Raw genomic sequence first — 20,280 nt, 5'->3', positions numbered from 1 at the left:
ACCGGCAAGAAGATGATATCGTTAAATGTATACTCGATAGACAGAAGGGCTTGAATAAGCATGCGTTTGAAAAAGTGGAAGACGTTTATTCAAAAACATCTCTTTTTTTCATTTAAATCAACGATTATCAGCCTTTATTTGCCGGTTATGATTTTATTTATCGCGTTTATGGGCGGTGTCTCATATTTTCTTGCCGCCGACCAAATTAAAGAAAACGCATACAAGAATATTGACGATACCGTTTTTCAAACAACGGGATATATGGAAAATCGCTTTACAGATGTGTTTGACCAGCTTGTTTCGCTTGCCAATGATCCAATCATGAATTCCATTATCGCCAATGATCCAGAGGATATTTCTCCCCGGGATTATATTTCCTTTAACAACCATTTAAATGAGATTTTTATTAACTACAATTCAATGATTGAATCTATCCTGGTCGATATGCATGATGGAGAATTTCAGATTACCAAAAATGACGGGCAGACGAATTTTGTCCATTTTGATTTTCGCGAATATGCGCGGAAATTTTCTGGAAGCAAAGAGGGTTATTACTGGCGAAACCTGCACGAAGACGATGTTTTCTTTGGGATAAATACAGAGTCCAACAAAGTTATCAGTGTATTTAAATTAATTGGAACCGCCGAGTCAGAAGCGCATGGAATTGTTTTATTTAATTTGCGGGACGATTATTTTGGGCGCATTTTCAGTGAATCGCTTCTCGGTGAAAATGGCTATCTGGCTCTTATTAGCGAGGATGGATCTGTTCTATCCAAGCAGGTTGATGAGCCTTACATGATTGATGAAGCGGCTATTCAATATGCGCGGGAAGCGGCAGAAGAGCGGGGGCAATTTGAATTTCAAAAGCCGGATGGCAAAAAAATGGTTGTTATTTACGATACAATGAATTTGAATCATTGGAAAGTAGCAGCGGTTTTTCCGGAGGAGGATGTACTGCAAAAAGTAGATTACATTAAATATGTAACAATTACGATTATTGTATGCTTAATGATCGTAGCCAGTATGCTTTCTAATATATTTGCCCGTTATATTACCGGGCCGATTCAGTCACTCGTTCAAAAAATGAAGCTTGTTAATGAAAGAAATATTGCCATTCCTGTTGAATCCTCTCAGCACGTTACAAAAGAGATGAACATTTTAAACCAGGGGATAGAAGAAATGATGCAAAAGCTGAATGAACTGATTGACCAGGTAAAAGTGGAGCAGGAAGAAAAGCGGCGCCTTGAATACGCCATTCTGTACGCACAAATTACACCGCATTTTTTATATAATACGCTTTATTCTATTAAAAGCTTAAGTGACATGGGGATGAACGAGGAAGCAAGCGCCATGATCAGTGCGCTGTCTAACTTTTTCCGAATCAGCATCAGCAAAGGCCGTGAAATGATTACGGTCAAGGAAGAGATTGATCATATTCAAAACTATCTTTTCATACAGGAAATGCGTTATGGAGATGATTTTTCCTACAGTATTCAGCTCGACGAATCGCTCGGCCGCTACCAAATTATGAAGCTGACGCTCCAGCCGCTCGTTGAAAATGCTTTATACCATGGCGTCAAGCAAACAAGGGGTGCGGGCCTCATTCGAGTAGCTGTACAGGAAGAAAGTGATCATTTACGGCTTTCTGTACAGGATAACGGCAAAGGAATGCCAGCAGACAAATTAGAGGCTATTCGCCGTGAGATTTATGGAAAAGAAACGGAAAAACAAATGACAGGCATTGGACTGAGCAGCGTGCATGAACGGATTGTCCTGCATTTTGGGCCGGCCTACGGACTGGTGATTGAAAGTGAAGAGGGAATAGGAACGACCGTAACATTAACCATACCAAAAACCGAACAGGGAGTGAAGTGGACATGATGTGCAATGTGGTGATTGTGGATGATGACCGGATTATCCGGCGCAGCTTGTCGACGGCTATTCCGTGGGAAGAACATGGTTTTCACCTGGCCGGAGAAGCGGCAGACGGGGAAAAAGGGATGGAATTGATTCAAAAAACGAATCCGCAAATTGTCATTTCAGATATTAAAATGCCGTATATGGATGGACTTGAAATGGCAGAAAAGATCAAGGAAACCAATCCTCACACAAAAGTCATTTTACTAACCGGCTTTGAGGATTTTTCCTTTGCCCAAAAAGCGATTTCCATTCGTGCTTTTGATTATTTGCTTAAGCCTGTTGACCGCGGCCAGCTGCTGGGAAAGGTGAAAGAAGCATGGACTGAATGGAAAAGAGAGCAAAAAGAAAGGCAGCAGCTTGACGACCATCTTCCGATGAGGCAGCGGCAGTTTATCCGGCCTCTTCTTCATAAAAAAGCAGACACGGCTGAACTGAATAACCAGCTAAAAGAACTGCAGCTCGATCTTCAAGGTCCGTATTTTACTGTTCTTCTTGTAAGAATGGACGAACCGGGCGGGCGGCATACGGAAAATAGTCAGTTGAAAGAACAAATTTTTTCTGCATTCCAGGCACATTTTACGCCGGGCATTATGGTTGAGATGCGGACAGATGAATTTGCAGCCATTTTGTCTTTACCGGCAGAGACGGAAGAATGGAGCGAACAGGTTCGTTCCTTTCAAGAAAAAATCCGGCAGCTTTTACATACCACCGTGACGATTACAGCAGGCCAGGTTTGTCCGTCATTGGAGCATGTGCCAGATGCTTACTCGGAGGCCGCAGCAGCCATGGAATTTCGGCATATTGTCGGAAAGGACCGCTTTTTTACTATCGAGAACATCAGCGATTCGGTCCAGGAAGAACAGCCATTTCTCCAGGCGTTTACAGACAGCCGGCTGATTGAAAATGCAAAAATGGGCATGGTGTCAGAGGTAGAAAACTTTTTTTCAGAGGAACGTCTTGAGCAGATGAAAAGGGCCTATCTCCCTCTGCAGGACATCCAGGTTGTCTCTATTCACTTGCTGGTAACGCTTTTTCAGGAATCCGGAGAGTGGAAAAAAGAAATGACACGGCATGTTCACGAAATAAATACAATGCAGACAATCCAGGAGGTATATGAAAAGCTAAAGGAGCTTTTTATACAAACAGCCCATGCCAGCGGGGCACATCTTAAAAAGCATTCGGTTGTGGATAAAGCAGTTGCTTATATTGAAGAACACTTTTGTGAAGAAGATTTGACTCTTCAAAAAACGGCCAATTACGTTCATATGAATGCAGCGTATTTAAGCACACAATTTAAAGCGGAAAAAGGAGTTAATTTTGTTGATTTTCTGCTTGAGCTACGGATGAAAAAAGCGATGCAGCTGCTCCGGCAGGAACAATTGAAAATATATGAAGTAGCAAACCAGGTAGGATACAGCAATCCCCAGTATTTCAGTATTTGCTTTAAGCAATACACGAATTACTCACCTGGACAGTTCAAGAAATTATCCTGAAATTAAAAGGAGATTATACGAGCAAAGCAGGCTGTTTCAATTCATTTGAAACAGCCTGCTTTTTATTTTGATGATAATTATTTTCTTCTGCGGGCAGCAGCTTCATCGTGAATTTCTTCGCGCATTCCCTCGATGCTCTCTTCCCGGCGTTCATTTTTTGCTTTAATGGCCGCCCGCTGCTTTTCGTTTGCAAAGCCCATTGATTCCTCAGCGGCTTCAATATTGCCAATTGTGTTTTGTACCATATCTCTCAGCTTTTGAACATTATCGGAACGGTCATCTGGTTTTGGACGTTGATGTGTCATTGTCATTCCTCCTTTGTGGGGTCAGGTGATACAATCAGTAGAGTACCCATTTCACAAAGGCATATTCTTCACGGAAAAACATCCTCACTTTTAAAAAAGACCAGCAAAGGATTTTTTTAAAGACCCATTTTAATGAAAATAATCTTGCAGGTAAGCATTGAATGTTGTATGTTAGAATGCGTGTGCCAGCTATGCATTTACAAAGCCGGCCCGGCCTGATTTGTATTTTTTTTGCTTTTTTTCCGTTACTTGTGAATACGTTTACGTTAAATATTGGAGGCTTATTATGGCGATTCGCAAACCCTCATTTCTTATATCAGTTCTGCTGACAGTTCTAGTCGCCGGAATTCTAGGCGTCAGCATTCTTTATTACCAGGTTGCACCGCAGATCCCGATTGTCATTGCAGCAATGGCAGTGGCTTTATACGGTTTTTTGTTAGGACATAAATGGAAAGATATCGAAAACTCAATGGTCAAAAGCATTGCTGCCGGCCTGCCATCTGTTTTGATTTTATGTATGATTGGTATTCTGGTTGGCATCTGGGTATTAAATGGTACAGTGCCGACAATGTCTTACTATGGGCTGCAGCTTCTCTCTCCCCGCTTCTTTTTAGTGTCTGCTGTGCTGATTTGTGCTGTCGCTTCTATTGTAACAGGAAGTTCATGGAGCGCGATCAGTACGATGGGCGTAGCATTAATGGGGGTGGCTTATGGAATGGACATTTCACCGGCGATGGCAGCAGGGGCTATTGTCTCCGGAGCCATTTTTGGTGATAAAGTATCACCACTTTCTGACACGACTAACCTTGCTTCGGCTACAGCGAAGGTAGATATCTTTGAGCACATCCGGCATATGATGTGGACGGCGGTTCCAAGTATGCTGGCCACGCTGGTTATCTTTTTATTTATAGGCTTTAATTCTGATTTTGTCAGTACAGACTTAAGCCAAATTGATGAGCTGAGCCAAACGCTTAAAGAGCAATTTAACCTTACACCGCTAACGCTGCTGTCGCCTCTCGTTATTATTGTGCTGGCTTTACGGAAAACAGCATCGCTCCCTACTCTGACGCTCAGTTTATTTGTTGCTGTTTTAACAACATTTTATACATCTCCGGGGACTTCATTTGGGGAAATAATGAATACAGCTTATGCGGGATATACAGCCGAGACCGGGGTAGAATCAATTGACAGCCTGTTGTCAATTGGCGGGCTGTCCGGCATGATGTTTGGTGTATCCATTATCCTGGTGGCCCTTGCGCTTGGAGGAATTGTTCAGCAGGTGGGCATTGCCCAGGCATTAATTGAAGGAGTCGCCGGCTTCCTGCACCGGAAAGGCAATGTTATTCTTACCACTGTTTTATCCTGCATGGGTGTTAATGCCATTATTGGAGAGCAGTATTTATCGATTGTGCTGCCCGGGCAAATGCTCGAATCTGCGTATGGAAAGGCAAATCTTCATCCGAAAAATTTATCAAGAACACTTGAAGATGCCGGAACTATTTTTCATGCAGCGGTTCCCTGGGGTATTACCGGTGCATTCATTATGTCCACACTGAATATCGGCATGGAATATGCCCTGTTTGCTTTTATTTGCTTTATTAACCCTGTTATCGCCGTGCTTTACGGTTATACAGGCTTTACACTGGTCAAGCTTGATAAAAAGTAATGATATACTGCTGTTGCGTGAAAGTGCTTCTACTAAGAAGCACTCAGGCTGTTGACAAACGCTTGCTTTCGGCGTCACTTGCCGTCTGTGAATGCTCATGACCCCCAAACGGTCACTCCGCTTCCCAGCCGGCCGCGTTCCTGGAAAGACAAACGTTTTCAATCAGCCTGCTTTCTAACTTTGTCTACACTCTGAGTGCTTCTACTAAGAAGCACTTTTTTTATTAGTTAGACTGGAATAAACAGGCTTTTAGTGAAGGATAAGCATATCTTTTCAAAAAATAATTAAAAATTCTGACCTTTTATTTATTGGCAGAAAAGACTTATTTACGCCCCATAGCGTATAATGATAGTGTCGTATATAATGGAAAAGACGAACGACAGATGAAACGGAGGCACTTTCATGACAATTTTTACAGGATTTATAGGGACTTACACCAAGCAAGATGGAAAAGGGATTCATACATTCGAGCTTGACACAGAAAAAGCCGAACTCCGAAATGCTGCGGTTGCAGCAGAAGTAAATAATTCAACGTATGTAACGATTAGTGAAAATGAGAAGTTTCTATATGCCGTAGAAAAAGGAGGAAAAGGCGGCGGGCTTGCGGCGTTTTCCATTCAGGACGGCCGTCTTCATAAACTGAATGATGTGCTTGACAGTGAAGGAGTACCCTGCCACGTAACACTGAATAAAAATGGTACGAGGGCTTTCACAGCGCAGTATCATACCGGTACAGCGGAAATGTACAGTATAAATGCAGAAACAGGCGAATTGGTTGATTTGCTCGATGTGGCAACGCATGAAGGGACAGGCCCAAATCCAGACCGGCAGGAAAAAGCGCATACACATTTTTTTGGAACAACGAGAGATGAGCGCTTTGTGATTGCAGTAGACCTGGGAACAGATGAAATTATCACATATGAAGTAGCGGGAGAAGATTTATTGAAAAAAGCAGTCTTCCGCACAGAGCCGGGGGCTGGTCCGCGCCATCTTGTTTTCCATCCCAATGAATGCGTGGCGTACGTAATGACGGAATTAAGCAATGAGGTGCTTGTGCTGGAGTTTAACGAACAGGATGGGACGTTTGAACAGCTTGCTTCTTACAAAACGATCCCGGCGGATTTTACAGAGAACAGCCAGGGCAGCGCAATCCGCATTTCTTCGGATGGCCGCTTTGTTTATGCAGGCAACCGCGGTCATAACAGCATTGCTGTATTTGAAACGGCAAAAGAAGGCCGGGATGTTCGTTTGGTCGACATTGTTTCAACAAAAGGCGATTGGCCCCGTGATTTTGACCTGGATCCGACAGAAATGTTTTTGATTGTCGCCCATGAGAAAACACACAATGTTGTTTTGTTTAAGCGTGATGGAGAAACAGGCCGTCTTATACCGGCAAACTCGGAAGTAACCGTTCCAGAAGGCGTGTGCGTAGCGTTTCTTAAAGGAAATTAATTGAAAGAAGGCTTTCCATTTGAGCGCAATAGACAGCATCACTCAGACGTACGCCTCTTTTTTTGACTGGGACATGTGGATGCGTGTATTATCAGATCCAGTCAGCTGGGGATTGATCGGCACTCTTGTTATTCTTGAAGGGCTTTTATCGGCTGATAATGCGCTTGTACTGGCTGTGATGGTACGTCATTTGCCTGAAGAGCAGCGGAAAAAAGCTTTGTTCTATGGACTGCTGGGTGCTTATGCGTTTCGGTTTATTGCGATTGGGCTTGGTTTCTGGCTGATGGAAATCCAATGGGTAAAAATTATTGGAGCCTTTTATTTATCCTGGCTGTCTTTTAATCACTTTGAAGAAGACAGTGAGAAAAAACAGCCAGATCACACAGGCAGGAAGGGTTTTTTAGTCCGGATGCTTGGTCCGTTCTGGGGAACGGTTGCCGCAGTGGAGTTAATGGATATTGCTTTTTCAGTCGACAGTGTGCTGGCCGCTTTTGGAATCAGCAAGGAAGTGTGGATTTTGCTTCTCGGTGGAATGCTTGGTGTTCTAATGATGCGGACAGTCGCAGGTATATTCATTAAACTGATTGACCGGATTCCAGAGCTTGAAACAACCGCTTATATACTAATTGCGATTATATCGGTGAAGATGCTGCTGAGCGTTTTTCATATTGAGATAAGCCATGTGACTTTCTTTATTATTTTGGCGGCAGCGTTTGTTGGAACGTTCATTGTTCACTTTATCCGAAGAAACCCTGCCAGTTAACGGCAGGGTGCGAATATAAACAAAGTTGGAACTCAGGCTGATTGAAAGCGCCTTTCTTTCCAGGAGCGCGGCCGGCTGGGAAGCGGAGTGACCTTTTGGGATCATGAGCATTCACAGCCGGCAAGTGACACCGAAAGCGGGCGTTTGTCAATAGCCTGACCCTGCCAGTTAACGGCAGGGTTTCTTTTTTGGGAAAAGTAAAGGAGAAGAAAAAAGAAATGAGCAGTCAAGCTTATCAAAAAGAAAAAGGCCGCTCAAAGGCCGGACAGCTTTTTTTGCTGCTAAGCATCGTTTTACTGGCATTAAATATGAGGTCTCCGATCACTGCAGTCGGGCCGCTTACCATAATTATCCGGGATGACTTGCTTATCTCGAGCACAGCAGCAGGCGCCCTGACAACGATTCCTTTGCTGGCATTTGCCGCACTATCGCCATTTGGCGCGAGTCTGGCCCGGAAGTTTGGAATGGAAGTTGTACTGTTCAGTGCTTTGCTGATTTTAACGATTGGACTGCTGCTGCGTCCGGTCGGAAACACAGCAGCGTTGTTTTCAGGGACAATTTTGATCGGATTCGCGATTGCCCTTTGCAATGTTCTGATGCCGGCTTTTGTAAAATTAAATTTCCCTCATAAAATTGGGCTTATGACCGGCTTTTATGCTATGTCAATGAACCTGTCAGGAGCACTTGCTTCTGGATTTAGCATCCCTATCGCTGCTTCAAGCGGATTTGGCTGGCGGGCGGCTCTGGGATTTTGGATTATACCGGCGGCAGCTGCTATTGCTGTCTGGCTTACTCAGTGGCCCTACATTCGCCATCCGTTAAAAGCGGGAAAACATACATACAAAAAAACAAGGTTAAAAGGCTCGGCACTTGCCTGGCAGATAACCGCATTCATGGGAATTCAATCGCTTTTATTTTATTCACTTGTGGCCTGGCTTCCCGACATTTTGCACGAGCAGGGACTTGAGGCGGAATCAGCCGGCTGGATGCTTTCTCTCATTCAATTTACACAGTTGCCGTTTACATTTATCGTGCCCATTATTGCGGGCCGAATGAGCAGCCAGCGGCCGCTTGTCGCAACCACTGTACTGCTTATGGGAGCAGGATTAAGCGGCATTTTATTCGAATGGACAGAGTGGATCATGCTTTGGATCATTTTAATTGGCATTGCAGGAGGCTTTGCCTTCAGCCTGGCCATGATGTTTTTCAGCCTGCGGACGAGAAATTCTTTTGAAGCCGCCGACTTATCCGGCATGGCCCAGTCTGCCGGCTACCTGTTTGCAGCAGCAGGACCTGCTTTATTTGGTGCGCTGCATGATGTATTAAATGGATGGACAGTGCCTCTTCTGTTGTTAATTACGGCAGTTATCGGCCTTTTTGCTGCTGGCATGGCAGCGGGAAAAGAAGGCTATGTGACAGAAAAGCTTTAAAAAGCTTTTCATGCTGTTGAAATAAGCGACTGTCTCTATCTTCTCCAGGATAAATCCAACACATTTAGGAACGTTCGGATCTCTAGCACGATGAATTATCGTGCTTAGCCCGGACATTAAAAAAACAAAAAAGGCCATTGTAATTTTCAGATGATTAGGATAGAATGAAAAAAACGAAGCGCTTACTTAAAATTCTCATTCTTCCGCAAAAGATGTGAAAAGTATCGCTTTGAATTAGATCGATCTAATTTTTTTAGTTAAATTTTAGATCGATCTAAAATTTAACAAACGTTGAAAGCGCTATCTTATCTATTTAAACAGGAGGCCAGAAAATGAAGAAAGCAGCGGTTTTGCTTATGGCAGCAGTAATGATGATTTTAGCAGCATGTTCAGGAGAAAGCAGCAGTGGAAGCGGTGGCACAGATGAAGGCAGCGGATCGGGAGAGGCAAAAACGATGAAAATGGCAGTTGCTACTTCAAAAGACCGTTCACTTACGCAGGGTCTTTACAAGTTTCAAGAAATTGTGGAAAAGGAAACAAGCGGCTCTATTAAAGTAGAAGTATTTCCGGATGGCCAGCTTGGCGGAGACCGTGTTGTATTTGAAGGATTGAAAATGAATTCTATTCAGGGAACAACAATGTCGACGGGACCAATTGCAGGATTTGTGCCGGAATACACTGTCTTTGATTTGCCTTACCTATTTAAGGATGAAGAAACCGCGTATAAAGTGCTTGACGGAGATCTTGGAAAAGAGATGCTGACGAAGCTGGAAAGCCAGGGTATTGTTGGGTTTAACTATTGGGAAAACGGCTTCCGTCAATTAACCAATAACAAACGGGAAGTAAAATCCGTGGAAGATGTTAAAGGGCTAAAAATCCGGACACTTGAAAACGAAATGCATATCGATTACTGGAAAGAGCTAGGTGCTAACCCAACTCCAATGGCTTATACAGAGCTTTTCACTGCTCTTGAGCAGGGTATTGTTGACGGCCAGGAAAATCCGGCAGGCAATGTAACAACGGGCAACTTCTTTGAAGTACAGGATTACTTAACAAAAACAAACCATGTATACAATGCCAGCGTTTTTATGATCAGCCAGAAGTTTATGGACACATTATCGGATGAAGAAAAAGAGATTGTTCGAAAAGCAGCGGATGAAGCGAGAGATTATCAGCGCGAATTGAACCAAAAGGAAAGCGAAGAAGCATATGCGCTTCTTGAAGAAAAAGGCATGACAGTGACAGAACTTTCGGAAGAAGCGCTGGCTGAGTTTGAAGCGAAAGCAGAACCGATTTATGAAAAGTATACTGAGGTAATTGGCGCAGACTTAATGGATCAAGTATTGAAGGAAGTAGAATAAAGCAGAAAAGAAATAAGCTAAGGCACCTGTACGCCCTTAGCTTTCTTTTCTCAAAAGAAAAGGGTGGTGCAGATGAAAAAGCTTGGTACATTCTTTGACAAATTAATTAATGCTGTTATGGCGATTAATTTAGCTGTTATGTCGGTCATTGTTTTTACAAATGTTGTACTTCGATATGCTTTTAACTCTGGTATTACAGGTGTTGATGAGATATCACGCTATTTGTATATATGGCTTGTTTTTTTGGGCGCAGTAACAGCGCTTAAAAATCATCAGCATATTAACGTTGATTTACTGACAGGGAAGCTCAAAGGCATTCCGAAAAAAGTAGTAACACTGCTGGCAAATGCAATTATGCTGTATGTTATTTGGCTTATTTTAAAAGGAAGCTGGTTTATGACGATGAGCAGCACCACGAGTACCGCTCCTTCAACTGGCATTCCACTCGCTGTTGTTTATGCAAGCGGAATTGCTCTTGGAATTGGCATGGGTGTGGTTATTATCGCGCAGACCATTGATGTGCTGCTCGGCAGGGAGCAAGCGGCTTCTGATGAACAGCAGGAAGAAGTCTATAAAGAATCTCCGAAAGTAAAAGAGGTGAATTAACATGTCGCTCGGTTTATTTCTCGGCTCCCTGTTCGCTATCATGGCGCTTGGCATGCCGATTGCGATTGCCCTTTTAGTCAGCAGTATTGTTATGATGATTTATCTTAACATCTTTGACAGCCAGATTATTGCCCAGTATTTAATTAACGGAGCCGACAGCTTTGCGCTCCTTGCTGTTCCGTTTTTTATTTTAGCGGGCGAGTTGATGAATGCGGGCGGGATGTCCACACGGATTATCAACTTTGCAATGGCCATTGTCGGCCACATTCGCGGTGGTATGGGCTATGTAGCGATTATCGCAGCAGTCCTTTTTGCAGGGCTGTCCGGGTCGGCTGTAGCGGATACAGCAGCCCTTGGAGCAGTACTGATTCCCATGATGGTAAAAGCAGGCTATAACCGTAACCGTGCGACAGGGTTAATTGCCTCGGGAGGAATTATCGCACCGGTTATCCCTCCAAGTATCCCAATGATTTTATTTGGTGTTACAAGCGGTGTATCTATTACCGCCCTGTTTACAGCAGGCATCGTACCCGGACTGATGATGGGGGTTGGTTTGACAATTGTCTGGACGATTGTCTCACGCAAAGAAAAAGTAGAATTGTCACCGCGCAAGTCGCTAAAAGAAATGCTGGCGGCAACCCGTAGTGCATTATGGTCCCTAATGTTTCCTGTGATTATTATTGGCGGGCTTCGCGGCGGTATTTTCACTCCAACAGAAGCAGGAGTGGTAGCTGCGATGTACGCGTTATTTGTCGGCTTCGTTGTTTATCGCGAATTAAATATGAAAAAGCTTTATCACGTGCTGGTTGAAGCGGCCCGGACTACAAGCGTCGTAATGTTTCTTGTGGCCGCCGCAATGGTATCTGCCTGGGTGATCTCGGTTGCACAAATCCCGGCTGTTGTATCTGATGTGCTGGCACCGTTTACCGGCAATCAGCTTATGCTTCTTATCGTTATTAATATTATTGTGCTGTTTGTCGGCATGGTTATGGATTTAACACCGGCCATTTTAGTTTTGACGCCTGTATTGCTTCCTGCTGTTACGATGGCTGGAATTGATCCAGTTTACTTCGGTGTTTTATTTGTTTTAAATTTATCAATCGGCTTGCTGACACCACCGGTTGGAACGGTATTGAATGTTGCAGCAGGTGTTGGACGTGTTGGCATTGTTGACCTTATGAAAGGCATTTGGCCGTTTCTTCTCATTGAAGTGGCAGTGCTGATTTTACTTATCTTTATTCCGGACCTTGTGCTTGTGCCGCTTAGCTGGTTTAGTTAAAAGATGATGCATCATCTAACTGCCCGGTCACATTTTCTTTTGACGTGAAAGCGGTGTCCTATATAATAGAAGCAACAGAAAATAGAAATGGACGTGTGCGAAATGGCTAAAAAGAAAAGCGGGCGGGTGACACTGCAGCAGGTGGCAGACCACGCAGGAGTGTCAAGGGCGACGGCTTCTTTGATTGTACGCAATAGCCCGAGTATTTCAGAAGCAACCAAAAAGAAAGTACAGGCATCCATGGAGGAGCTTGGATATGTTTATGACCGTATCGCGGCCAACCTGCGCTCACAAAGCTCATCTACAATCGGTGTTGTCGTGACCGACTTTGCCAATCCGTATTATTCTGAATTTTTAACAGGTGTGCATCATCAGCTTGAAGAAGAAGGATATACCGTCTTTCTGGCAACGACCTTTGATTCAGATACAAAGCAGGACAAGCTGTTATCAACGATGCTTGAACATCGTGTTGGCGGTGTAATTTTGTGTCCGGTATCAGATAACTCACCGGCAACTGTGGAAAAAATACGCCAGTGGAATGTTCCCATTGTAACAGCAGTAAGAGAAATTCCTGAGCTGCATTGTGACTATGTTGGGATTAATTACAAAAAAGGTGTCGAAACGGCAATTGATCATTTAATTGAAAACGGCCACACAAGAATTGCTTTTTTAGGTGGATTATCAGATTCTTCTGCCTGGAAAAAGCGGTTTGAAGGGTATAGAGCTGCCTTCGAAAAAGCGGGACTTGCTGCTGATGAATCACTTATTTTTCAAAGTGCATTGACAAGAGAAGGCGGAGCCGAGGCGCTTGACGAGAGCTTAAAGCATAAGCATCCGCCGACAGCCGTTTTCTGTTTTAATGATCTCGTAGCCTTTGGTGTAATGCAGCGAATGAGAGAGCTAAACTTGCACCCGGGTACCGACTTATCTGTTGTAGGGTTTGATAATGTCTTAGAAGCAGCTACTTTTTATCCTCCTTTAACGACAGTAGAATCTTTTCCGAAGCATATTGGCATTAACGCGGCAAATTTACTTCACAAAAGAATCAAAGATCCTGCACGGGAAGAAGAAAGAATCATTTTAGAGCCTGAATTGTTTATTCGCGCATCATCGGGAAGAAGATAGTGATTTCTTCACTATTTTCTTTTTGAAAATTGGACTGCCCAATAGCCCAAAAAGGAGGCTCTTAAACATGAATGATGTAATATTTAATGAATTGCAGACTACTCGTATATATGAAAAGATTGTGCTGCAAATCCGAAACTTGATTAAAGAGGGGAAATTAAAGCCCGGTGACCGGCTGCCGGCAGAGCGGGAGTTAGCCAAAATACTCGGCTGCAGCCGTACCTCCCTTCGGGAAGCATGCCGAGTACTGGAGTCGGAAGGGCTGATTGTGTCAAAGCCGGGCGGCGGCCGCTTTATTCAAAAAGTGGATGAACGTGTGCCCGGAAATGCGAGGTTTAATCCAGTAGAAATTCTTGAAAAATCAGCGGTCATGCATTTTATTGAAGCAAGAGAAGCTCTGGAGCCCAGAATTGCTGATCTTGCCAGCGAACGGGCGGAAGATAAAGATATTGTAAAAATGGAAGCTGCTTTAAAAGTGCTGGAAGAGAAGCTGAAAAATCCAGAAGAAAAAGTGGAAGCAGACAGCAATTTTCATCTGGCGCTGGCAGAAGCAACCCAGAACTTTGTGTTTGTTTCACTAATGGAAACCAATTTAAGCATGTATCGCCCCGTGCGCAAGCAGACACTACAGTCAGAAGCACGGTATGAACAGTCGCTTGGGGAACACCGTGCGATTTTGGAAGCTGTGAAGAGAAAAGACAGGCAGGCGGCCGTTGAGGCAATGAAGGTTCACCTGCAGCGTATACGTGAAAATATATTAAAGGAGAGGGAGTAAGATGGAACAAAAAAACGTTGGCCCGTTAACGGGTGTGCAGATCTTAGATATTTCCACCATGATTGCCGCGCCATTTGGCGCGACGCTGCTGGCTGACCTGGGTGCAGACGTCACCAAGGTGGAGCTGCCGAATAAAGGGGACACGCTCCGCACCGTCGGACCGTGGAAGGATGGGGAAGCGCTCCGCTGGCCGGGGCTGGCCCGCAACAAAAAATCCATCACGCTCAATATTCATTCGGAAGACGGAAAAGAGCTTTTTTTGAAATTGATTCAGGACGTCGATATTCTGATTGAAAACTTTCGCCCGGGCACGCTGGAAAAATGGGGTCTTGGCTATGATGTTTTGAAAGCGGTTAATCCAAAGCTGATTATGGTGCGCATTTCCGGATACGGGCAGACAGGGCCGTATCGTGAAAAAGCCGGCTTCGGCACGCCGGGCACTGCATTCAGCGGCCACACGTATATACAGGGCTATCCGGACCGGCCGCCAGTCAGTCCATCCTACTCACTGCTTGATTATATTACCGGTATTTATGCCGCATTTGCAGCAGTAAGCGCTCTTTATCACCGTGATGTTCAGGAAGACGGAGAAGGACAGGTCGTGGAAATGGGCTTGTACGAATCGATTTTCCGCATGCTGGAGTTTTTAATTGCTGAGTACGATCAAAACGGGAAAGTCCGCGGCAGAAGCCCGGGGCTTGCGGGACACTCCAGCCCGGCTGGAACGTATGAAACAAAAGACGGAAAGTATGTGGTCCTCGTCTGCAGCACCGATTCAACATTTAACCGGCTGGCAGAGGCGATGAACCGGACGGATATGCTGGAAGATGAGCGCTATTACACAAACTCGGTCCGTCTGCAGAACGATGCGGACGTGCAGGAAATCGTGAAGAACTTCATTAAAGGGCTGACACAAAAAGAGCTGCAGGAAAAACTGGATGCGTACGGTGTGCCTGTCAGCCCGATTTTAAGCATTGAAGATATTTTCCATGATCCTCACTACGCGGCACGGAACAATATTGTGGAAGTCGAGCATCCGCGCCTCGGCAAAGTCAAAGTGCCGGGTGTTGTCCCGAATTTCTCCGCCACACCGGGTGCCATCCGTCGCCGGGCACCGGAGCTGGGCGAGCACAATGACGAAATTTTCGGCGGGAAATTGGGCCTGTCAGCCGAAGAGATGGCGGATTTAAAAGCGAAGGGAGTTATTTAACCTATGAAAGAGCTAACATTGCCCCAGAAAGTCATCATCTGTGAAGTGGCACCGCGTGATGGATTTCAAGCAGAGCATGACTGGATTCCAACAGATACAAAAGTAGAGATTATCCGCAGGCTGGCTGAAACAGGTGTAAAGTCCATGGAGATTACCTCGTTTGTTCATCCAAAAGCTATTCCGCAATTAAAGGATGCAGAAGAAGTCGTATCACGTTCACAGGATTTAACCGGCATGGCATTTCGTGCATTAGTGCCCAATGCAAGAGGTGCACAGCGGGCCATTGATGCCGGGATGAAAAAGCTGAAGCTGATGCTGTCGGCAACGGACTCACACAGCTTATCCAATGCAAATGCCACGGTGGAAGAAGCACAAAACGCACTGGAACCGATTATTGACCTGGCGGAGAAAAACAGCGTCAAAGTCGGCGGTTCCATTTCAGTTGCATTTGGCTGTCCGTATGAAGGAATTGTTCCGGTAGAACGTTTAGTACCCATATTAGATCGATATACTAGGATGGGGATTGAAGAAGTATCTCTCGCCGATACAACCGGGATGGCTAACCCGCGCCAGGTATACAGCTATCTCGGACAGTTAAAGGACCGGTTTCCGGATATGACGTTCTCATTGCACCTTCATAATACCCGTGGCATGGCCTTTGCTAATGCAATCTCAGCGCTGCAGCAGGGCGTGATCCACTTTGACAGTTCCGTTGCGGGGCTTGGCGGATGCCCGTATGCGCCGGGAGCAACAGGCAATATTGCGACAGAAGATCTTGTCCATGGGTTTGAAGAAATGGGGGTAGCAACTGGAATAATCCTGGAAAAAATAATTTCCACAGCAAAAGAAGTTCAGCATATGCTTGGCAAAACAGGCGAGAAAAGCAGCTATATGCTTCAAGCAGGGCCATGTTCGGCACTCAACCCTAAACCAGAAGGCCAGGCAAAGTTGGGATAACTACGGTCTTACAGGGAAAGCCAGCTTGATTTTCTGCTGTAATGGCGCGATAACTTTAAAGAATGGCGCGCTTTCCTGCTGTGACGGCGCAATACGTTTGGTATCGCGCCGTCACATAGCATTATTGCGCCAGTATTTCTGGAAAATACGCCAAAAAGCCGGGGAATTGCGCCGCTAATGAATAAGAAAAGGACTGTCTCGCAAGGCGAGACAGTCCTTTTTACACATTATTCGGCTCATAAAGTTCCCAGGCGTATTTCAAAGAATCAACGATAAAGTCAGCTACTTCTTCAGCGGACCGGTGATTGATTGACAGCTTTGAATGGTTAATGGCATAAGCACTCTGCCGTTTATAAAACAGTTCTTCTATTTCTGTTATATTTTTGCTTTGCAAAATGGGACGGCTGTCAATTAAAAGATTAAGCCGTTCTTTCCACTCTTCCCAGGCAACGTCCAAGTAAAAAACGATACAGTTATCAAGACACGCCTTCCGAATAACAGGATTTAAGAAGGCACCACCGCCGATCGACAGCACTTTTAGCTTTTCCTGCGCTAGAGCGCAAGTTTTCTTTTCTTCATAGTTGCGAAAAAACGGCTCACCATGCTGCGCAAAAATTTCAGGAATCGTCATGCTAAAATCTTTTTCAATTTCTTTGTCTACATCAATAAACGTTCGATATAATTTTTTTGCCACCAGCTCACCGACTGTCGTTTTACCGACACCCATAAAACCGATCAGCACAATCGTTTTCTGCCTTGCAGAAGTACGCACATTATTCAATCAAAACACCTTTTCCTCTAAGTGAATTACCATTTAGTATAGTACAGCTTTACAGTGCCGTAAATATTTTTTGAAATTTTACAAAAACAATCCGATTCCGTAAGCAATTAAACTGCTGACACTCATGTAAAGCAAAGCATACCGGATATTCCAGCGGACAATAGCAAAGGGATTAATACGCAAAAGCTCCGATAAAATGGAAACAGACAAATTAAACGGGCTGTACATGACCGTCGCCAGGCTGCATGTTATCAGCACTATTGTCAATGGCACAGGTGAGGCTTCCGGCAGCACAGGCTGCAGCAGTTCTCCCAGCAAGGTAATTGAAACGAGCGGGTGAAAGCCGATTAGTGAAGTGATAAAAAAATACAAACCGATCATAACGTAAAACAGCAATGTTTGATCAGAAGCGCTGCGAAATCCGTCCTGTAAAATAGACAGAGTGCCGGATTCGGCAAGCATGCTGACAAAAAGACCGGCGCTTAAGAACATGAAAAAGTAATTAGACAATCCCGCTGTCCGCTCCCTCCAGTGCGGAATTGTTACACGTATGTACCGCTTCTGTTTTTTTATAAGCAGCGCCCATAAAAATGAAATGGGAAGGATAATTATAACGACTGAAAGCAAATAGCCTTTCTGAAAAAATTGCTGAAAAACAGATGTTAGTAAAATAAACAACAGAAGCATGCCTGCCATTTCCAGCATCTTTCTTTTCACATTTGTTCTGGACTGCAAAGCATCGGCAATATTCAGACCAAAGGACCGGTATTTAAAAAACGAGAGCGTATAATCAATCGCCACAAAAAGAAAGACGATGAGCAGTATTGGCAGAATTACCTGGTAATATGTTATTCCGGTCAAATCAAGCGAGGTACTGACCATCACTTCCATTGGACTCCATGAAAGACACAGTGCATAACCGCGCAGCAGGCTTCCAGACAAAAAGGAATTAGCTGTTTCTTTTGGAAGCTTTTTTAATGTTTGCTGAAGCGAGTTTCGCAAAAGAGGAATAGTCGCGATATTTAAAAACAAGCCAAGCATATGGGAAACAAGAAAGCTGCGGCGGTAAAGCTTGTCTGTTGTCTGGATATCGCGGCGAAGCAGCACATTTAAATTTGTATCATAATGGCCTACACGGATAATCGAATTTAAAAAAGGAAGGACAAGAAAAAGAGACAAAACGCCGAGCATTGAATCAAAAGATAAAAAAAAGGAATACCAGGGCAGATCCTGAGCGAAAAAAAGAGCTGATCCAATAATGAAGAAAATAAGACCAGAATAAAAATAAAGGCCCTTTGCCCGAATGGCAGCATTCAAAAGCGCTAGAAATGCAACACCTCCGACCGTGTAACGAAGAAAAGAAGCATCCAAGAAAACGGAAAGCATAAACAAAAAAATTAAAGCTGGATAAAGAAACAAAGCCACTCTTTCACCTCCTAGTAGATCGATCTATGATTTTAAACGTAGCAAAGTTTTTTAAAAACGTCCACGAAATCCTTCGAGTCCGAAAACAAATTTCAAGAAAAAATGAAAAGGGTTGCAGCATGAAAAAAATTCAGTTATTATTGTGTTAACGCTTTCAATAAAGAAGGTCTTTTAATAGGTCGGTCATTAGATCGATCTATTAAAAGATAAATTTTTAGATCGATCTAATAAACAAAAGCAGGTGATTGAATTGTTAGAACACAAAAAAGCAAGACCATTTATTAACGGTGAATGGCTGGAAGAAAATCGTAAAGCCGTTAAAGTAAAAAGTCCCTATTCTGGTGAAGTGATTGGCAGCCAGGTGCTGGCTGCAATGGAGGATACTGAAAATGCTTTAAAGTCCGCTTTTGATGCCAAAAAAGAAATCTCTTTGATTCCCGCACATGAACGGGCGCGTATTTTAAAGAAAGCTTCCTTTTTATTAGAAGAACGAAAAGAAGAATTTGCCCGCCTTATTTCATTGGAACTCGGGAAGCCGCTGAAAAACACTCTGGATGAAGTAGCCCGCTCCATAGAAACTCTTGAACTTTCAGGAGAAGAAGCAAAACGTTTAAACGGACAAAGTTTGCCGGGAGATGCATCTGAAAGAGGAATAAATGCAATTGCCGTTACATTCCGCGTGCCGGTTGGTGTTATTGCAGCAATTACGCCGTTTAACGCGCCGTTGAATCTTGTCTGCCACAAAGTAGGACCGGCGTTTGCGGCCGGCAACAGTACAATTTTAAAGCCAGCCCCTCAAACATCTTTAATTGCAACCGCTTTATTAGAGCTTTTACTGGAAGCAGGGCTGCCAAAAAGAGCCGTTAATATGGTGCTGGGCGGCGTCGAGAGCGGCCAGGCGATCGTTAAGGATGAGCGGGTGAATGTTATTTCTTTTACCGGTGGCCTTGTCGCAAGCCGCAACATTTGCTCAATTGCCGGTATGAAAAAAGTGCTGTTAGAGCTTGGCGGAAATGCAGCCACAATTGTGCATGAAGACGCTGACTTGGACCGGGCTGCTATGATGTGTGCGAGAACGGGCTTCAGCAATTCTGGTCAAAGCTGTATTTCCGTTCAGCGTATTTACGTTCATCAGTCAATTGTTCCAGCGTTTAAGGAGAAGCTGAAAACAGAAGTAGAAAAGCTTAAAGTAGGTGATCCGCTTGACCCGCAGACCGATGTCGGCACGCTTGTTGATGAAAAAGCAGCCGAACGCGTTATCAATTGGATCGATCTAGCTGTAAAAGAAGGAGCGGAAATTGTCAGCGGAGGCAAGCAGAATGGAGCCAACGTGCAGCCAACGATTCTATTAAACCCGCCAAAATCGGCGAATGTTGTCTGCGAGGAGGTATTTGGACCGATTGTCAGCATTATTCCTTATGAAACGTTCGAGGACGCGGTGGCGCAGGCAAATGATTCTGATTTTGGCCTTCAGGCAGGTATCTTTACTAATCAGCTTGACCTTGCCTACAAAGCAGCACATGAACTCGAAGTCGGCGGCGTGGTTCTTAATGGAACATCCAATTTCCGCCTTGACCATTGGCCATATGGCGGTGTGAAAAACAGTGGAATCGGCCGTGAGGGCCCGCGCTTTGCGATTGAGGACATGACAGAATCTAAAATGATCGTTCTGCAGCTTCCGAGGTGATTCGATGTGTACATTAAAGCAGAATTTTGATCAACAAGTGGTGGT

General features: G+C 44.3%; 17 protein-coding genes. 14 read left to right on the top strand and 3 right to left on the bottom strand.

Annotated elements, in window-relative coordinates:
* Window positions 1-60: 60 nt before the first annotated feature.
* Both VP98_RS15560 and VP98_RS15555 read left to right on the top strand, forming a co-directional pair.
* Entirely contained in the window at window positions 61-1,881 is a 1,821-nt protein-coding gene (locus VP98_RS15560; protein WP_052712271.1) for a sensor histidine kinase, read from the top strand.
* Window positions 1,878-3,413: a response regulator gene (locus tag VP98_RS15555; RefSeq protein ID WP_046176318.1), complete on the top strand. Its 1,536-nt coding sequence runs from the start codon at window positions 1,878-1,880 to the stop codon at window positions 3,411-3,413. Before VP98_RS15560 ends, VP98_RS15555 begins: the two co-directional genes overlap by 4 nt.
* 77 nt (window positions 3,414-3,490) lie before the next feature.
* Here the strand turns inward: VP98_RS15555 and tlp are convergent, their stop codons facing one another.
* The gene (tlp, locus tag VP98_RS15550) at window positions 3,491-3,718 is read right to left on the bottom strand and encodes a small acid-soluble spore protein Tlp (RefSeq protein ID WP_046176317.1); all 228 of its coding nucleotides are present in this window, start codon (window positions 3,716-3,718) and stop codon (window positions 3,491-3,493) included.
* A 286-nt stretch (window positions 3,719-4,004) separates the two neighbouring features.
* On the opposite strand from tlp, the gene nhaC reads away from it, so the two are divergent.
* The 11 genes from nhaC to VP98_RS15495 all read left to right on the top strand — a co-directional run bounded on the left by nhaC (window position 4,005) and on the right by VP98_RS15495 (window position 16,342).
* On the top strand, window positions 4,005-5,384 hold the full coding sequence (gene nhaC / locus VP98_RS15545; RefSeq protein WP_046176316.1) for a Na+/H+ antiporter NhaC: 1,380 nt from the start codon (window positions 4,005-4,007) through the stop codon (window positions 5,382-5,384).
* Between the two features lie 402 nt (window positions 5,385-5,786).
* Window positions 5,787-6,836, top strand: coding sequence for a lactonase family protein (locus tag VP98_RS15540; protein WP_046176315.1), 1,050 nt, complete (start codon window positions 5,787-5,789; stop codon window positions 6,834-6,836).
* Between the two features lie 73 nt (window positions 6,837-6,909).
* The gene (locus VP98_RS15535) at window positions 6,910-7,599 is read left to right on the top strand and encodes a TerC family protein (RefSeq protein ID WP_156151413.1); all 690 of its coding nucleotides are present in this window, start codon (window positions 6,910-6,912) and stop codon (window positions 7,597-7,599) included.
* A 218-nt stretch (window positions 7,600-7,817) separates the two neighbouring features.
* A complete protein-coding gene (locus tag VP98_RS15530) occupies window positions 7,818-9,029 on the top strand; it encodes a CynX/NimT family MFS transporter (protein WP_046176364.1) in 1,212 nt (403 codons plus the stop codon).
* 332 nt (window positions 9,030-9,361) lie between these two features.
* A complete protein-coding gene (locus VP98_RS15525; RefSeq protein WP_046176313.1) occupies window positions 9,362-10,390 on the top strand; it encodes a TRAP transporter substrate-binding protein in 1,029 nt (342 codons plus the stop codon).
* A 72-nt stretch (window positions 10,391-10,462) separates the two neighbouring features.
* A complete protein-coding gene (locus VP98_RS15520) occupies window positions 10,463-10,996 on the top strand; it encodes a TRAP transporter small permease (RefSeq protein WP_046176312.1) in 534 nt (177 codons plus the stop codon).
* Window position 10,997: 1 nt separating this feature from the next.
* Window positions 10,998-12,275, top strand: coding sequence for a TRAP transporter large permease (locus tag VP98_RS15515; protein WP_046176311.1), 1,278 nt, complete (start codon window positions 10,998-11,000; stop codon window positions 12,273-12,275).
* A gap of 102 nt (window positions 12,276-12,377) precedes the next feature.
* Entirely contained in the window at window positions 12,378-13,400 is a 1,023-nt protein-coding gene (locus VP98_RS15510) for a LacI family DNA-binding transcriptional regulator (RefSeq protein ID WP_046176310.1), read from the top strand.
* 67 nt (window positions 13,401-13,467) lie between these two features.
* Complete coding sequence (locus VP98_RS15505; protein ID WP_046176309.1) at window positions 13,468-14,175, top strand: FadR/GntR family transcriptional regulator; 708 nt, start codon at window positions 13,468-13,470, stop codon at window positions 14,173-14,175.
* 1 nt (window position 14,176) lies between these two features.
* Window positions 14,177-15,385: a CaiB/BaiF CoA transferase family protein gene (locus VP98_RS15500; protein WP_046176308.1), complete on the top strand. Its 1,209-nt coding sequence runs from the start codon at window positions 14,177-14,179 to the stop codon at window positions 15,383-15,385.
* A 3-nt stretch (window positions 15,386-15,388) separates the two neighbouring features.
* A complete protein-coding gene (locus tag VP98_RS15495; protein ID WP_046176307.1) occupies window positions 15,389-16,342 on the top strand; it encodes a hydroxymethylglutaryl-CoA lyase in 954 nt (317 codons plus the stop codon).
* 220 nt (window positions 16,343-16,562) lie between these two features.
* Here VP98_RS15495 and VP98_RS15490 read toward each other — a convergent pair whose 3' ends face one another.
* Window positions 16,563-17,069 carry a shikimate kinase gene (locus tag VP98_RS15490; protein WP_046176363.1) on the bottom strand — a complete coding sequence of 169 codons (507 nt, stop codon included), beginning with the start codon at window positions 17,067-17,069 and terminating at the stop codon, window positions 16,563-16,565.
* A 132-nt stretch (window positions 17,070-17,201) separates the two neighbouring features.
* The gene (locus tag VP98_RS15485; protein ID WP_052712270.1) at window positions 17,202-18,548 is read right to left on the bottom strand and encodes a hypothetical protein; all 1,347 of its coding nucleotides are present in this window, start codon (window positions 18,546-18,548) and stop codon (window positions 17,202-17,204) included.
* Window positions 18,549-18,789: 241 nt separating this feature from the next.
* Between VP98_RS15485 and VP98_RS15480 the strand changes: the two genes are divergently transcribed.
* The gene (locus VP98_RS15480) at window positions 18,790-20,235 is read left to right on the top strand and encodes an aldehyde dehydrogenase family protein (RefSeq protein ID WP_046176306.1); all 1,446 of its coding nucleotides are present in this window, start codon (window positions 18,790-18,792) and stop codon (window positions 20,233-20,235) included.
* Window positions 20,236-20,280 lie beyond the last annotated feature (45 nt).

This window comes from Domibacillus indicus, from assembly GCF_000970685.1.
Lineage (GTDB): Bacteria > Bacillota > Bacilli > Bacillales > Domibacillaceae > Domibacillus > Domibacillus indicus.
Note: the sequence above shows the minus strand (reverse complement) of the source record. Positions and strands in the feature narration are given on the sequence as shown.

Excerpts from the sequence above, each read along its gene's own strand:
- VP98_RS15560 (WP_052712271.1), top strand. The coding sequence starts at position 61 with ATGCGTTTGAAAAAGTGGAAGACGTTTATTCAAAAACATCTCTTTTTT.
- VP98_RS15555 (WP_046176318.1), top strand. The coding sequence starts at position 1,878 with ATGATGTGCAATGTGGTGATTGTGGATGATGACCGGATTATCCGGCGC.
- tlp (WP_046176317.1), bottom strand. The coding sequence starts at position 3,718 with ATGACACATCAACGTCCAAAACCAGATGACCGTTCCGATAATGTTCAA.
- nhaC (WP_046176316.1), top strand. The coding sequence starts at position 4,005 with ATGGCGATTCGCAAACCCTCATTTCTTATATCAGTTCTGCTGACAGTT.
- VP98_RS15540 (WP_046176315.1), top strand. The coding sequence starts at position 5,787 with ATGACAATTTTTACAGGATTTATAGGGACTTACACCAAGCAAGATGGA.
- VP98_RS15535 (WP_156151413.1), top strand. The coding sequence starts at position 6,910 with ATGTGGATGCGTGTATTATCAGATCCAGTCAGCTGGGGATTGATCGGC.
- VP98_RS15530 (WP_046176364.1), top strand. The coding sequence starts at position 7,818 with ATGAGCAGTCAAGCTTATCAAAAAGAAAAAGGCCGCTCAAAGGCCGGA.
- VP98_RS15525 (WP_046176313.1), top strand. The coding sequence starts at position 9,362 with ATGAAGAAAGCAGCGGTTTTGCTTATGGCAGCAGTAATGATGATTTTA.
- VP98_RS15520 (WP_046176312.1), top strand. The coding sequence starts at position 10,463 with ATGAAAAAGCTTGGTACATTCTTTGACAAATTAATTAATGCTGTTATG.
- VP98_RS15515 (WP_046176311.1), top strand. The coding sequence starts at position 10,998 with ATGTCGCTCGGTTTATTTCTCGGCTCCCTGTTCGCTATCATGGCGCTT.
- VP98_RS15510 (WP_046176310.1), top strand. The coding sequence starts at position 12,378 with ATGGCTAAAAAGAAAAGCGGGCGGGTGACACTGCAGCAGGTGGCAGAC.
- VP98_RS15505 (WP_046176309.1), top strand. The coding sequence starts at position 13,468 with ATGAATGATGTAATATTTAATGAATTGCAGACTACTCGTATATATGAA.
- VP98_RS15500 (WP_046176308.1), top strand. The coding sequence starts at position 14,177 with ATGGAACAAAAAAACGTTGGCCCGTTAACGGGTGTGCAGATCTTAGAT.
- VP98_RS15495 (WP_046176307.1), top strand. The coding sequence starts at position 15,389 with ATGAAAGAGCTAACATTGCCCCAGAAAGTCATCATCTGTGAAGTGGCA.
- VP98_RS15490 (WP_046176363.1), bottom strand. The coding sequence starts at position 17,069 with ATGGGTGTCGGTAAAACGACAGTCGGTGAGCTGGTGGCAAAAAAATTA.